Origin of the sequence: Bacillus sp. CH30_1T, assembly GCF_008364765.1 — a bacterium.
Lineage (GTDB): Bacteria > Bacillota > Bacilli > Bacillales > Bacillaceae_B > Rossellomorea.
Map to the genome: position 1 here is coordinate 642,294 of NZ_VTUY01000001.1, position 15,315 is coordinate 657,608.

At 43.5% G+C, this 15,315-nt stretch carries 10 protein-coding genes; all 10 read right to left on the reverse strand.

The genetic code is table 11. The features are described 5' to 3' along the window. Window positions 1–61 precede the first annotated feature (61 nt). The 10 genes from argF to putP all read right to left on the reverse strand — a co-directional run bounded on the left by argF (window position 62) and on the right by putP (window position 14,502). The gene (argF, locus tag F0342_RS02980; RefSeq protein ID WP_149154617.1) at window positions 62–1,012 is read right to left on the reverse strand and encodes an ornithine carbamoyltransferase; all 951 of its coding nucleotides are present in this window, start codon (window positions 1,010–1,012) and stop codon (window positions 62–64) included. Continuing rightward, window positions 1,012–4,089 (reverse strand): carbamoyl-phosphate synthase (glutamine-hydrolyzing) large subunit, encoded by a 3,078-nt coding sequence (locus F0342_RS02985; RefSeq protein ID WP_149154543.1) that lies wholly within the window; start codon window positions 4,087–4,089, stop codon window positions 1,012–1,014. The genes argF and F0342_RS02985 overlap by 1 nt, the downstream gene beginning before the upstream one ends. Continuing rightward, the gene (locus F0342_RS02990; RefSeq protein WP_149154544.1) at window positions 4,082–5,146 is read right to left on the reverse strand and encodes a carbamoyl phosphate synthase small subunit; all 1,065 of its coding nucleotides are present in this window, start codon (window positions 5,144–5,146) and stop codon (window positions 4,082–4,084) included. The genes F0342_RS02985 and F0342_RS02990 overlap by 8 nt, the downstream gene beginning before the upstream one ends. Before the next feature lie 72 nt (window positions 5,147–5,218). Beyond that, a complete protein-coding gene (locus F0342_RS02995; protein WP_149154545.1) occupies window positions 5,219–6,379 on the reverse strand; it encodes an acetylornithine transaminase in 1,161 nt (386 codons plus the stop codon). After that, the gene (argB, locus tag F0342_RS03000; protein WP_262481613.1) at window positions 6,376–7,185 is read right to left on the reverse strand and encodes an acetylglutamate kinase; all 810 of its coding nucleotides are present in this window, start codon (window positions 7,183–7,185) and stop codon (window positions 6,376–6,378) included. The genes F0342_RS02995 and argB overlap by 4 nt, the downstream gene beginning before the upstream one ends. Next, window positions 7,148–8,377, reverse strand: a complete 1,230-nt coding sequence (gene argJ, locus F0342_RS03005) for a bifunctional ornithine acetyltransferase/N-acetylglutamate synthase (protein ID WP_149154546.1) — start codon at window positions 8,375–8,377, stop codon at window positions 7,148–7,150. The genes argB and argJ overlap by 38 nt, the downstream gene beginning before the upstream one ends. A 14-nt stretch (window positions 8,378–8,391) precedes the next feature. Next, window positions 8,392–9,426 carry an N-acetyl-gamma-glutamyl-phosphate reductase gene (gene argC / locus F0342_RS03010; protein WP_149154547.1) on the reverse strand — a complete coding sequence of 345 codons (1,035 nt, stop codon included), beginning with the start codon at window positions 9,424–9,426 and terminating at the stop codon, window positions 8,392–8,394. Between the two features lie 223 nt (window positions 9,427–9,649). Next, window positions 9,650–10,930, reverse strand: a complete 1,281-nt coding sequence (aceA, locus tag F0342_RS03015) for an isocitrate lyase (protein WP_149154548.1) — start codon at window positions 10,928–10,930, stop codon at window positions 9,650–9,652. Window positions 10,931–11,131: 201 nt separating this feature from the next. Further along, window positions 11,132–12,724, reverse strand: coding sequence for a malate synthase A (gene aceB / locus F0342_RS03020; RefSeq protein ID WP_149154549.1), 1,593 nt, complete (start codon window positions 12,722–12,724; stop codon window positions 11,132–11,134). Window positions 12,725–12,993: 269 nt separating this feature from the next. After that, window positions 12,994–14,502 (reverse strand): sodium/proline symporter PutP, encoded by a 1,509-nt coding sequence (putP, locus tag F0342_RS03025; protein ID WP_149154550.1) that lies wholly within the window; start codon window positions 14,500–14,502, stop codon window positions 12,994–12,996. Window positions 14,503–15,315 lie beyond the last annotated feature (813 nt).

A 15,315-nucleotide genomic window follows, 5' to 3' on the forward strand; every position in this document is an offset into this window, starting at 1 on the left:
TATGGAAATGCTTTCAGGCAACAAAAAGGTCCGCTTCCATTCAGAAGCGGACCTAATAGCTTTATACAAATAGTGATTGCAATATAGCCTTCTGTACATGCAATCGATTCTCCGCTTGCTGAAATACGGCAGAACATGGTCCGTCAATGACAGCCGCTGTCACCTCTTCTTCACGATGTGCCGGGAGACAATGGAGAAATTTCACTTCGGGTGCAGCATGCTGAAGCAGCTGTTCATTCACCTGATAAGGCTTGAAGTCTTTAAGACGCTTAATCGCTTCTTCCTCCTGCCCCATGCTTGCCCATACATCGGTGTATACGATATCCGCATTCTTAACAGCTTCTACCGGATCGTAAGAAAGAGTAAAGCTTCCGCCGTTCATTCCGGCAAGTTCCACCGTCTTACCGATAATTTCTTTAGCGGGTTCATAGCCTTCAGGACAAGAAACGACGACATCCATTCCAAGCTTCGCACAAAGAATCATAAAGGAGTGTGCCACATTATTCCCGTCCCCTATATACACAACCTTCAATCCTCTTAGCGTTCCCGCAAACTCCAAAATCGTGAGAACATCCGCCAATGCCTGACAAGGATGGTACGTATCGCAAAGTCCGTTGATGACTGGAACATTCGCGTACTGGGCCAATTCTGTAACCTTCTCAGTTTCAAACGTACGGATCATGATTCCATCCACATAAGAAGAAAGGACCCGTGCCGTATCTGCGATCGACTCTCCTCTTCCCAGCTGTATATCACGGGCATTCAAGTAGATGGCATGACCTCCCATCTGGAGCATCCCCGTTTCAAATGAAACACGGGTTCTTGTGGACGACTTCTCAAAGATCATTCCAAGGGTTTTCCCTTCCAACACCTTTGAATAAGGATTTTTCTTCAAGTACTGAGCAAGTGATAAGAGCTCATGTACTTCTTCTGTAGTGTAATCTAACCACGTGACAAGATCTCTCCCTTTCAAGGAAACCTTTACCGGCGACGTCGAAACACTTGAATTCATCATACTCTGCTCACTCCCTGTATGGATTTTGATTGTGCCAATGGAATAGGGTTCACTTTATTCACTTTCATACTTCGAATAAAAGCCAACAGGGTCTCTGCCTCGGTTAAAACGGTAACCCCTGCCTCTAAAGCTGCAATTCTTCTCTTCTTCATTTCGTCTGTTTCTTCATCACTGAAATATACAGAGGCATTGCTTGTTTCAATCCAGTCACTAAATGAAGCTTCCGTAGAAGTTTGGTACTGTTTTAATTCTTTCTGGTTACTATCGATATAAACCGTACCACCAGTTTCTACAGCCTCATGCAACCATTCAAATACTTTATAGAGGGCTTCTTCAACCGTCTTACCAAGACATAGCCCTTCTCCCGTTGATTTCATATTGGCCCCGAGTGTTTGATCGATCTCCGGCAGGGCATGCGATGAAAATACAGGATATTTTACTCCTACAACGTCTATTTCTGAAGGAGGGCTAAAGGCGTCTATCTTCAACGTCTCATCGCACATGATGTCTGTTGCCATATCGATTAATGAGTATCCAAGGACCTTGCTGACCACCGGAACCGTCCGGCTTGCTCTCGGGTTCACTTCCAACACGAATACCTCTTCACCCTGCAGCAAAAATTGAATATTCATGATCCCTTTGTAAGGAAGGGAAGACACAATCTTCTGAGCATACCCTTCAATCGTTCTCTTGATTTCAACTGACAGGGATTCAGAAGGAAAAATAGACATGCTGTCCCCTGAATGGACACCTGCCCGTTCAATATGCTCCATGACCCCGGGAACGTACACTCCGTCTCCATCCCCCACCAGGTCAACTTCAATTTCCTGACCCGCTTTGAATTCATCCATTAAAATAGGGAAGTACTCTTCATCCGCTTCCTGTATGAACCTCTGCATCTCGTGTAGTGTCGTTACCTTCACCATCCCTTTCCCTCCAATCACATAGGATGGACGGCAAAGAAGAGGAAAAGTTAAATGTTGTGCTACTTGTAATGCTTCCTCCTTACTGTGGCAGATATCTCCTTTCACTCGAGGAATCTCCAGTTCATCCAGCAGTTGATAAAAACGTTCACGATCCTCTACGCGGTCAATGGTATCTGAAGATGTCCCAAATAATTGGACGCCCTTCTTCTCTAAAATAGAAGCCAGGTTTAATGCCGTTTGTCCGCCGAATTGTACGAGTACGGTATCGACTTTCTCGTGCTGGATAATAGAAAGGACCGATTCTTTCGTAATAGGTTCAAAGTACAATCGATCTGCCGTCTCATAATCCGTGCTCACGGTTTCGGGGTTATTGTTCACCATGATGGTCGTGTATCCATGCTCTTTCAATCGATGGATCGCCTTAACGGCACTGTAGTCAAACTCGACCCCCTGACCGATTCGAATCGGTCCCGCTCCAACAATCAGGACCTTCTTCTCTCCATGTAAAGGTTGAATCTCATTGTCTCCATAATAAGTAGAGTAGGCATAATTGGTGATCGCTTCGAATTCACCTGCACATGTATCCACCATTTTAAAGGCGGGCACAATTCCTGCCTCCACTCTCATTTTTTCAATGGACGCTTCCGGTTTCTCCATTAATCCCGCTATAGTTTTATCTTCAAAACGGAATTTCTTAGCTTCTTTCAAAAGATCAGAAGTGAAGTCGGACGTTCTTAGCTTATTTTCGATGAATACTAAGTTACTCAGGATAGACAAGAACAGCTTATCGATTCCTGTCTTTTCATGAAGAGTGTGAATCGAATGGTCTCGTCTCAACAATTCCAACAGTTCAAAAAAGCGAATATCCGTGGGTATTCCAATCCTCTCTTCCAGCTCTTCATGAGATAAGCCGGCCAGTTCGCTATATATGTTTTCTAAGGACAGCTCTAACGACTGAAGAGCTTTATGAAAAGCAGCCTCTAACGAACGCTCGATCGCCATCACTTCACCCGTTGCTTTCATCTTCGTTCCGAGCACCCGATTCGCCTCAGGAAATTTATCGAATGGCCATCTTGGAAACTTGACGACAACGTAATCAAGAGCTGGTTCAAAGCTTGCAAAAGTGGTTCTTGTCAGAGGATTGACGATTTCGTTCAACGTATAGCCAACAGCAAGCTTCACCGCAATTTTGGCGATCGGATAGCCAGTTGCCTTCGATGCCAAAGCAGAAGACCTGCTCACCCGTGGGTTCACTTCAATCACATAGTACTGGTTACTGTTAGGGTCTAAAGCAAATTGTATATTGCATCCTCCCACCACTTCTAACGCACTGATAATATTAAACGCCGCTGTACGGAGCATATGAAACTCTTGATCTGTCAGGGTTTGGGACGGAGCGACGACGATGGAATCACCCGTATGGACACCAACAGGATCGAAATTTTCCATATTACAGACGGATATACAATTTCCTTTCGAATCTCTCATGACTTCATACTCAATCTCTTTGAATCCGGCAATGCTCTTTTCCACCAGTACTTGATGAATTGGGCTCGCCTTTAATCCGGTTTGAACGAGTTTACTATATTCCTCCTTGTTTGAAGCGATCCCGCCGCCTCTTCCCCCCAATGTATAGGCCGGGCGCACAATTATCGGGAAGGAAATCTTTTCAGAAAAAAGGATAGCCTCTTGAAGGTCGTGTACGATATCACTTTCTGCCGTTGGATGTCCCAATGTGTTCATCAATGTTCGAAATTTCTCTCTGTCTTCTCCTTTTTGAATCGAGTCCACAGATGTCCCGAGCAGTGTCACTCCATATTCCGCGAGAACTCCTCTTTCATCCAACTCCACTGCAAGATTCAGAGCAGTTTGACCGCCAAGATTTGCGACGATTCCGTCGGGGCGTTCACTAGCGATAATCGCAGTTAATGTTTTTACCGTTAAGGGCTCGCAGTACACTTTGTCAGCGTAGGTCGTATCCGTCATGATCGTAGCCGGATTATGATTCACGAGAATCACTTCATACCCTTCATCCTTCAGGGCAAGGCAGCCTTGTGTACCTGAATAATCAAATTCTGCTGCTTGCCCGATTATGATGGGTCCTGATCCGATTATGAGGATTTTTTGAATACTGGAATCTTTAGGCATACATCTTCTCTCTCCCTGGTTGTTTAATCGTTTGATAGAATTGTTGGAATATCCACGAAGCATCCTCCGGACCCGGACGCGCTTCAGGATGAAATTGAACCGAAAGGATAGGCTTGCTTATATGTTGAAGCCCTTCAAGGGAACCGTCATTGACATTCATAAAACGCGGTTCCAGCCCGGTTCCTGTTAAACTGGCCCCGTTCACGACGTAATTATGATTTTGTGATGTGATATACACCTCTCCGGTTTGGATATCAATGACAGGATGATTCGCTCCTCTATGACCGAATAATAATCGTTCGGTATTCCCTCCGAGTGCCAGTGCGATTAATTGATGCCCTAAGCAAATTCCGAGGGTCGGAATCTCCATGATTTTTTCCTTCAGCTTAGGTAAAAGACTCATCATTTCTTTCGGATCTCCCGGACCGTTCGACAACACCAGTCCGTCAACATTCATCTGATCCAGAAGGTCAAGCTGATGATAGGGAATGACGGTAACATGACAATCCATCTTTACCAGACTGGATAGAATCGATTTCTTTACACCGAAATCGACAACGGCTATATGCCTGTTTCCACTACCCATCTTGCGGATCTGAGAAAGGGCTACCTTTTCGATTTGACCTGTGAGCTTTTCTTTTGAAGGAAGCACTTCTGTATAAGATATACACGCATTTTGAGTTCCAACATCACGTATTGCCTTCACCACCTGCCTCGTATCCACACCTGTCATGAATGGAATCTTCCACTTCCTGAGATAGTCTTTAAGGGAAGAAGTCGCATGATAATGGGAATACAACTCCGGTGATTGAAGCATGATGACCCCTTTCACTTGCGGCCGTGAGCTCTCAAAGTCATCTTCGTTCACGCCATATTGACCGATGAGCGGGTACGTGAAAACAACGATTTGGTCTTTGTAGGAAGGATCGGTCAGTACTTCCTGGTACCCCGTCATTCCCGTGAAAAACACAATCTCACCCTGAACGGGATCTTCTTCATCCATTGTGACTTCACCACTAAAGGTCTTTCCGTTTTCTAAACATAAGTAACCTGTCATGAGATCGCCTCCTACTTTTGAATATTTATATAAATAAAAGCATTTTTATACATGCATTTTTAAAAAAATAGATTAGTAGACTCTGGCCTCTTGATGCTGTTTTAGCGTGCCGACAAGTATGTGAAGTGCCTGATCGAGCTCGTCATAGGTGACCGTTAATGGTGGTAATAGACGGATCACATGAGTACCTGCCGGCAGCGTCAATAATCCATTTTCCCGCAGCTTATTGATGATTTCTTTTACTTCCATATCGAATTGGATACCGATCATAAAGCCTATCCCTTTTACCTCTTTTACGCTCCGACATTCCTGTAGATGATTCTTCAGCTTCTGCATAAAGTACTCAGATTTACTTTGTACTTCTTTCAGAAATACTTCATCAAAAATCGTTTTAAGAGTTGCTTTCACTGCTGCCATCGCTAATGGATTACCTCCGAATGTCGACCCGTGAGTTCCTGGCGAAAAGGAAGATACAAGATCTTTTTTACCCATCATCGCACCTACTGGAAAACCGCTTCCCAGTCCTTTAGCCGTCGTAACGATATCCGGTTGCAGGAAATAATGTTGATAAGCAAATGGAACCCCCGTACGACCGCTCCCTGTTTGGACTTCATCGACAATGAGTAAAGCATCCATCTCCTTGCACAACCTTTCTACTGCCTGTAAAAATGAAAGAGTACCAGGGTTCACCCCGCCTTCCCCTTGAATCACTTCCACCATGATGGCCGCAACGTCATTTCCTTCCACGTTCGAAAGAGCCTGTTCATCGTTATAAGGAAGATAGTCAAAGGTTGGAACCAATGGACCGAATCCGCTATGAATCTTCTCCTGCCCCGTTGCACTCATGGTCGCAAAGGTCCGGCCATGAAACGATTGGTTGAAGGTCAGAATCTTCGTTTTGCCCGTATGCTTTTTGGCTAACTTAATCGCTGCTTCATTCGCTTCAGCTCCACTATTACAGAAGAAAACAGCATCTAAGCCGCTCGCGGAAGCAAGGAGTGAAGCCGCCTCTTCCTGCAGCGTAATCGGAAACAGGTTTGATACATGCCAAAGTTTATCCAACTGTTTTTCAAGAGCCTCTTTCACAACATAAGGAGAGTGACCTAAATTACAAACTGCTATACCTGATATGAAATCCAAATAAGATTGCCCGTTTTGATCTTGAACAATTGTGCCGTTTCCTGAAACCAATTCAAAATCCAACCGATTATAAGTAGGAAATAAATGACTCATACCGCCTCGACTCCTCCTCCTTCTGTTATATGTGTACCCTGCATTTCTCCGTCTTGAATGATCGTGTCCTGACACCCGACGATCATTACTTCTTTAATGTTAAGCTGCAAAACCGATAGGGCTGCCTGCACCTTTGGAATCATTCCACCGTGGATGATTCCGGTTTCTATATAATGAAGGATCTCTTCCTTTGTTACACGTGAAACAATTTTCCCTTCTTTTAAAATGCCGGGAACGTCTGTGACAAAGACCAGTTTCTCTACTTCCAGGGCTTCGGCTATGGCTGATGCGGCCAGGTCTGCATTCACATTCAGCTTTTCCCCCTTGTTTGTAGTGGCAAGGGGAGCGATAACCGGCACATAGTTCAACGAAAGCAGATTGTTTAATAGGGTAAGGTTTACCTCTTCAATCTTACCAACATAACCTAAAGACCCTTCATCCATGATGCTGGCCTTTAACAAATGGGCATCGTACCCGCTTAATCCGATTGCGTTAATCCCTGCCAGATTGAGTTGATGGGTTAACTCGCTATTCACTTTTCCCTTTAACACCTGTTCAACGACTCCAAATACCTTCTTTGTGGTTTTTCGCTGGCCGTTAATAAAGGTGGATTCAATGGCCAGTTTGTTCAGCATAGCCGTAATCTCAGGGCCACCCCCGTGAACAAGGACCACATGGTAGTACTTCTGAAGATCTTTTATACTTTCATAGAAAAGGGATGAGAGCTTAGAAAGGACACTTCCTCCCAGTTTGATTGCAATCACTGGCTTATGTTCGATAACTTGCATTGATTTTGACGTAATCATACGTAAGATCGCACCCCCAGGCTTTTCCTTTTCCTACTCCACCTTGCAACCCGACAGATATGATCACATGTTCAGCTTGCATATACTGACTTACACGCTCTTCATTGAATGGCTGTGGAGTACCATTCGAAAACACAAGTGTTTCTCCAATATAAATATCACATTGATGGGGCTCGATTTTCACCTCACTGTGTCCCATAGCACCGATGATTCTTCCCCAGTTTGGATCCCTGCCAAAGAGTGCCGTTTTGACTAAATTGGAACCGACGATTTTCTTTGCCAAAATATTGGCGTCTTGATGGGAATGAGCTCCTATTACGTTCGCTTCCACGAGTTTGGTTGCTCCTTCACCATCCCGGGCAATCTGTTTGGCAAGATCTTGACATACGTGCACTAACCCCTCTTGAAAGTGATGCCAATCAGGATGACTTTCATGCAATGTGTCGTGTTCAACCATCCCGTTTGCCATCGCAATGACCATATCATTCGTAGACGTTTCTCCATCTACAGTGATTTGATTAAAGGATTGATCGATCGCTGTTTTAAGTGCTTTTTGCAGGACAGTGGATGGAATCGATGCATCCGTTGTAATGAAGCCGAGCATGGTTGCCATATTCGGATGAATCATGCCTGATCCCTTCGCACATCCTCCGATGGTGACCGTTTCTCCATCTATTATCACTCCATAGCATGAAGTCTTTTCGATAAGATCCGTCGTTAGGATGGCCTGTTGAAATGATTGGGCACTCTGCTCTGTCGAATCAACCTTGATTTCGTTGCAGCCCTTTTCAATCTTCTCCATAGGAAGCCACTCACCAATGACTCCTGTCGAAGCAACGGCTACATACTCTTCCGGAATTTGAAATCGTTTTGCCGTCCACTCCCTTGTTTGATAAGCATCTTTTAATCCTTGTTCACCCGTACAGGCATTTGCGATCGCACTGTTCACCACAATCGCTTGCAGAGTGTGAGATTTCAAGATGCTTTCTTGTGTGACCTTTAGGGGAGCAGCTTGAAAGTGACTTTGCGTATAAACCGCTCCGACTTGTGCAGGCTTCTCGCTGTAAATGACCCCGAAGTCTTTCTTTGCGTATCGAAGTCCGGTGTGCATCCCCCCTGCCTTGTACCCTAGAGGTGAAAGAATCGTTCCTCCAGGAATGTGTTGAATAGCCTTTTCTTTTACTAGTTTCATTGATTCTCCCCCTCTTATGGATAGATTGGATAGTGATAGAGTCCCGTCGTTTCTTCCAACCCCAGCATTACATTCATATTTTGAACCGCCTGACCGGCAGCTCCTTTTAGCAAGTTATCGATCACGGACACAATCGTGACCCGATTCGTCCGCGAATCTACTTTTATCGCGATATCGCAGAAATTCGTGCCGAACACTTCTTTTGTACTTGGGAACTGGTCAACAGGACGAATCCTGATGAAAGGATGCTTCTCGTAATAGTCCTGGTAGATGTTGTGCAACTGCGCAGTGGTGTATGTGCTTTTTAATTCCGTATACATTGTAGCCATAATCCCACGGGTCATAGGAATAAGATGAGTCGTAAAGGTAATCGGTCCCGTTTCGCTGTTCCACTTCTTCAATTGCTGTTCAATTTCAGGGGTGTGCTGGTGTTGATGAACCTTATAGATTCGTAGATTTTCTTGAGTCTCTGAAAAGTGACTGGATTGAGTCGCTTTTCTCCCGGCTCCCGATAATCCCGTTTTGGCATCGATAATGATGGAATGGGGATCGACAAGCTCATGGTGGAAAAGCGGAGCCAATCCTAGAAGTGTGGCTGTGGGAAAGCAGCCTGGGTTCGCAATCAGTTCCGCTTCTTGAATGGATTGTCGATTGCATTCTGTGAGACCATACACCGCTTTCTGTAAAATATCTGCAGATGCTGACTCTCCTTTGTACCACTCTTTGTATTCTTGAGGATTCTTCAAACGCAAGTCCCCTGAAAGATCGATCACTTTCGCCTTTTCACCGAGGAGCTTCTGGGATAATTCCTTCGATACACCGGAAGGAACAGCCAAAAAAACGAAATCAAGCTGCTTCATTTCCTCGATATTAATAGCATTCACTACTTCATGTGACAGGTTAAAGAGGTGTGGATATTGATTTGCATAAGGTGTCCCTTCCAACGAGGATGAATATAAAATACAATTAACTACACTTGGATGATTTGCCAACAATCGATGCAACTCCACTCCTCCATAACCAGTACTACCAACAATACCAACATTCATAACTAATCACCACACAGATTAAATTTAAATTAGCTCTAATTATATGTATGTATATTAATAAAATCAATAGTATATTTATAAATACATTCTATAAAGTTAAACTATTCACAAATTTGCATCGATAGTACTACATTGCGAATCGCCTAAAGAAAGGTCCGTCCCTAGGGGTATAGCAACCCCCGAGGGACGGACCTTCCTTTATGTTTTTATGCAATTGAATTTTTTAGAATTGAGCAGCCTCTGTCGAACCTTTAAGGGCTGTTGTAGAGGATGTTCCACCTGAGATCACCATCGATACTTCGTCAAAGTAGCCTGTTCCTACTTCGCGCTGATGTCTCGTAGCTGAATAGCCATATTTCTCGCTGGCAAATTCCGCTTCTTGAAGCTTGGAATACGCAGCCATTCCGCTCTCTTTATATCCTCTCGCAAGCTCGAACATGCTATGGTTCAGTGCGTGGAATCCTGCTAGTGTTACGAACTGGAACTTATAGCCCATTTTCCCAAGCTCCTTTTGGAACTTAGCGATCGTTTCATCGTCCAGTTTCTTCTTCCAGTTAAAGGATGGTGAGCAGTTATACGCCAATAATTTCCCTGGATGCTCAGCATGAATTGCCTCAGCAAATTGGCGAGCTTCTTCAAGACTCGGTTCCGATGTTTCACACCACACAAGATCTGCATAAGGGGCATAAGCCAAGCCTCTTGCAATCGCCTGATCCAGACCGGCTCTTGTACGGAAGAACCCTTCAGGAGTGCGTTCCCCTGTAATGAACTGTGCATCGTATGGATCCACATCGCTCGTGATTAAATCTGCGGCATTCGCATCTGTACGGGCTACGATTAATGTAGGTACCCCCATTACATCTGCCGCCAGACGTGCTGAAATTAAATTCTTCACGGACGTTTGAGTCGGCAGTAATACTTTACCTCCTAAATGTCCGCATTTTTTCTCAGATGAAAGTTGATCTTCAAAGTGTACAGCTGAAGCCCCCGCTTCGATCATACCCTTCATGAGTTCGAATACATTAAGCTGTCCTCCAAAGCCAGCTTCTGCATCGGCTACAATCGGGACAAACCAATCGATCGATTCATCACCTTCAACATAATGAACCTGGTCTGCACGCTGCAGGGCTTGATTGATTCTCTTTACCACGGATGGTACAGAGTTCGCAGGATACAAGCTTTGATCAGGATACATTTGCCCTGCAAGGTTAGCATCGGCCGCTACCTGCCATCCGCTTAAGTAGATAGCTTTCAGACCGGCTCTAACTTGTTGGACCGCCTGGTTTCCAGTCAAGGCACCAAGTGCATTGATATAGTCTTCTTCGTGAAGCAGATTCCACAATTTTTCAGATCCGTGTCGCGCAAGAGTATGCTCGATATCTATTGATCCTCTTAAACGGATGACATCTTCAGCTGAATAAGGACGGGATACCCCTTTCCATCTTTGATCCATTTCCCAATTCTCTTGTAGTGCTGTTACGCGTTCGTTATTTGCTTTTACCATTGAAAATCTCTCCCTTTTGTTTGTTATTTGGCTTTGATTCTAAGCATTAAGCAAAGTACTTTGGTGAAGTTATATTTATCCGGCATGCAATCGTTTATGAGGTCCGTCCCTCTACTCGATGCAGCGGTAATTCATTTAAGTAATCAGGCTTGTGTATTCAACCTTTTTTGCTTTGTTGATGCTTTTTGCAGGTCCGTCCCTCTAGAGGATTCTGTAGCCCGGGATGGTGAGGAAATCTGTGAATTGTTCGTTCTGGATGAGTTGGTCGAATAGTTGGACGGCTTCTGAGAACCGGCGATTTTTGTACTGTTCTTCTCCCAATTGGCTTTTGAGTTTAGTCAGTTCTTCTTGCTTCAGTTGTTCATAGAGATCGATGGTGATGTTTCGGCCATCGTCAAGAACTCCTTTAGGATGACGGATCCATTGCCATAGCTGAGCCCGGGAAATTTCAGCCGTTGCCACGTCTTCCATTAAGTTGTGGATCGGTGCTGCTCCTTGGCCGCTCAGCCAGGAAGATATATATTGAATTCCGACGTTAATATTTAGGCGGAGACCTTCTTCTGTTATCCTCCCTTGAGGTACTTCAAGAAGCTCCTGCTCTGACACTTCAAGATCATCTAATGTTTTCTCTGCAATTTGATTATCATTTTTCATTTCCTGATTGAAAACGTCCATGGCAACACGTACAAGACCGGGATGAGCTACCCAGGTGCCATCATGACCATCCCGAGCTTCTCTTTCTTTATCTGCTCTCACCTTGTTATATGCTTCTTCGTTTTTAACAGGATCGTTTTTAACAGGGATCTGTGCCGCCATCCCTCCGATTGCAGGAGCCCCTCTTCTGTGACAGGTCTTAATCGTGAGCAAAGAGTAAGATCTCATAAATGGTGCTGTCATCGTCACCGTTGAACGGTCTGGCAGGATCACATCTTTTTGCTCCCGAAGTTTTTTAATATAGCTGAAAATATAGTCCCATCTTCCACAGTTCAACCCTGCTGAATGCTCCTTTAGTTCATAGAGGATTTCATCCATTTCAAATGCGGCAGTGATGGTTTCAATCAGGACCGTTGCTTTGATTGTTCCTTGAGGAATCCCGATATATTCCTGGGCAAATATAAACACATCGTTCCAGAAGCGTGCTTCCTCGTGACTTTCTAATTTAGGTAAGTAAAAATAAGGGCCTTTGTTCATTGAGGTCAAATGAGTCGCATTATGAAAAAAGAATAATCCAAAGTCGACAAGGCTTGCTGATATTGATTTCCCATCCAGTTCGATATGTTTCTCTTCCAGATGTAATCCTCTGGGCCGAACAATTAAAACGGCATGTTCTTTGTTTAATTCATAACGCTTCCCATTTGGATTCGTGAAGTCTATTGTTTGATGTACTGCATCTCTGAGGTTAATCTGTCCTTCTATGAGGTTCGTCCATGTAGGTGAAGTGGCATCTTCAAAACATGCCATAAAACATTTTGCACCAGAGTTCAATGCGTTGATGACCATTTTCCGATCAACCGGTCCCGTGATCTCTACCCTTCTATCCTGTAAGGCTTGAGGAATAGAACTCACTTTCCATTCACTTTGTCGAATCGACTCTGTTTCAGGTAAGAAGCGAGGAAGCTCTCCTCCATTGATCCGTTCCTGCTGTTTCTCTCTGTTGTGTAACAGCTCTTTCCGTTTTTCTCCGAATCGGCGCTCCAGTTGTTCTAAAAACTGCAATGCTTTCTGGGATAAAATTTCATCAAAGCCTGGTTGAAGTTTCCCATTTACCTTGATACCAACCATTTTTGTAGACATTGAACACCATCACTCCTTAGCAGTATTAAACAAATCCATATTGTTATAATACAGATTATTTATCATGTTTGTATTATATAACAGAGTATTTTAATTTGGAACAACTTTCTGTTAATTTTCTTTCGACAAATTCCGCAACACTCTCAAGGAGGACATGTATCACAAATTTCCCTCTAATAATAAAAGAAAGATTAAGCACAACAAAAAAAGAGGTCCGTCCCTCAGCCACTTTTAAGTGACGAGGGACGGACCTCTTATCGATATTGTAATTATTTTACGATGTCTTTGGCAACAGCTTCATCGAATTCAGCTTGGATTTCAGCACTTGGTTGTGGTCCAACCTTACTGAAGATTACGATTGCCAGCATAGCAAGGAAGAATCCTGGAACAATTTCATACAGTTCGAATGGAATAACTCCAGCTGCAGTCAGCTGTTTCCAAACGACGACTGTTACTGCACCAGTGATCATACCAGCTAAAGCACCGTTTCGTGTCATACCTTTCCAGTATAGAGACAATAGGATGATTGGTCCGAATGCGGCACCGAATCCACCCCAAGCGTAACTTACCAGATCTAGAATCTTCGTACCGCCGCCATTGGCAGGGTTACCTTGAATGGCAAGCATGATCGCGATGAATGCGATTAGAAGCACTCCGATACGACCTACCCATACAAGTTCGTTGTCAGAAGCATTCTTACGGATGATCGCTTTATAGAAATCCTCCGCTAATGCACTGGAAGAAACGAGTAATTGGGAATCAATTGTACTCATGATAGCAGATAGAATCGCCGCTAACAGAATACCGGATACCCATGGGTTAAATAAGACATCTGTAAAGAAGATAAATACTTTCTCAGAATTATCAACATCACCTGTGATCAACGGCATATCAGCGAAATAGGCGATACCGGCGAAACCTACCAGTACAGCACCAATCATTGATATTGTCATCCAGCTCATACCAATCCAGCGTGCCTTTGGTACATCTTTGGTGGATTTAAGTGCCATAAAACGGGTGATGATATGTGGCTGACCGAAGTAACCAAGTCCCCAGGCAAGGAGTGAGACAACTCCCATAACCGTCATCGTGTTCATTGTGTCCAGATTCGCCGGGTCTACAGAACGAACAGCATCAACTGTAGCATTCCAACCACCCAACTCTGCGATCGCAACGATTGGTGTAATGACTAACGCAAGGAACATTAGAATACCTTGTACGAAGTCAGTCCAACTTACTGCTAAGAATCCTCCAAGGAAAGTGTAAGAAATGATTACTGCAGCACCAATCCAAAGTGATTGATTGTAAGACATTCCGAACGTTTCCTGGAATAATAGCGCTCCGCCTACAAGACCTGAAGATGTGTAGAAGGTAAAGAATACCAAGATGATCACTGCTGAAATGACACGAAGGAGACGGGAACCATCTCTAAAACGATTTTCAAAAAAGTCCGGAACCGTAATAGAATCGTTTGCTACCTCCGTGTAAGCGCGTAGTCTTGAAGCGACGAATCTCCAGTTTAAATAAGCACCAATTACTAACCCAATACTTAACCAGATCGAACCTAAACCAATTGCATAAGCAAGGCCAGGCAGTCCCAGTAATAACCATGAACTCATATCTGAAGCACCAGCACTTAAAGCTGCTACCCCCGGTCCTAAACTACGTCCTCCAAGAACGTAATCCGATAAATTACTTGTTAATTTGTAAGAAATAATACCGATTGCGAGCATTCCAACTAAATATACGATAAAGGTGACTAAAGTAGCTATATCCATTGTGTAGTTAGCATTCTCCTTCCAATAAATTTTGTATTGCTTTTCGTTAGGTGCTTAATCTAACTTTAGAACCGTGCCAAAAGACCTTTCGATTTGCAAGTCCAACAGTTCTTTACCCCATGCATACGGGTTGTAAACTTATTCACTCAATAATGTTTGAAAAAGTTTATTCTGCGAAGCGACGTTCCGTAACAAGTTCACAACGTTATTAATACTAACATACATTCACACTCTTAAGAGACTGAATTTTCCGAATTCTTTTACTTGAATGAATAAATATTCATAAAAAGTGCATATATTATAAAAAAAACGCTTTTTTAGCAATATCTATTCATAAAAATTTATAAAATTAAGTTTCTTTTTGTTCACAAATCTGTTGCTATTACAGTTTTTCACTAACGTTAGCACCTTTATTTTGCAACTAATAATACGTTCATATACATGAAGAGAGCGGTGGGGAATAGAAAATTTCCCGAATGGCTTCTTGAAACCAGTTAATTGTCGCGGATGCAGATTATGCATTTCTCTGTAATAACCAAACAAAAAGCCTGAGATCCCCCAAGCTTTTTACCCATTACATTTTGTTCTCTAATTTCTTCACTCTCTTTTCTAATTTTTTGTTTTGTTCAAGAAGGATCATAGCGATTGAGAAGGCCCCTCCAGCTATAATAAGTGCGATGATTTCCATCATTCTTTCCCCCCTTTCCTTATTTTTTATCTACATATGGATTACGTATATCCGTCACGTTCGGTTTCATTTTTTGAAAATATCTTGAATACATGATGATGGGAGGGTCAAATTTATTAACCTTT

Bases quoted from the DNA above. Each gene is read 5' to 3' on its own strand.
- argJ (WP_149154546.1), bottom strand. From the start codon at position 8,377: ATGAAACTAGTAAAAGAAAAGGCTATTCAACACATTCCTGGAGGAACG.
- F0342_RS02985 (WP_149154543.1), bottom strand. From the start codon at position 4,089: ATGCCTAAAGATTCCAGTATTCAAAAAATCCTCATAATCGGATCAGGA.
- argC (WP_149154547.1), bottom strand. From the start codon at position 9,426: ATGAATGTTGGTATTGTTGGTAGTACTGGTTATGGAGGAGTGGAGTTG.
- argB (WP_262481613.1), bottom strand. From the start codon at position 7,185: ATGATTACGTCAAAATCAATGCAAGTTATCGAACATAAGCCAGTGATT.
- argF (WP_149154617.1), bottom strand. From the start codon at position 1,012: ATGAATTCAAGTGTTTCGACGTCGCCGGTAAAGGTTTCCTTGAAAGGG.
- putP (WP_149154550.1), bottom strand. From the start codon at position 14,502: ATGGATATAGCTACTTTAGTCACCTTTATCGTATATTTAGTTGGAATG.
- F0342_RS02995 (WP_149154545.1), bottom strand. From the start codon at position 6,379: ATGAGTCATTTATTTCCTACTTATAATCGGTTGGATTTTGAATTGGTT.
- aceB (WP_149154549.1), bottom strand. From the start codon at position 12,724: ATGTCTACAAAAATGGTTGGTATCAAGGTAAATGGGAAACTTCAACCA.
- aceA (WP_149154548.1), bottom strand. From the start codon at position 10,930: ATGGTAAAAGCAAATAACGAACGCGTAACAGCACTACAAGAGAATTGG.
- F0342_RS02990 (WP_149154544.1), bottom strand. From the start codon at position 5,146: ATGACAGGTTACTTATGTTTAGAAAACGGAAAGACCTTTAGTGGTGAA.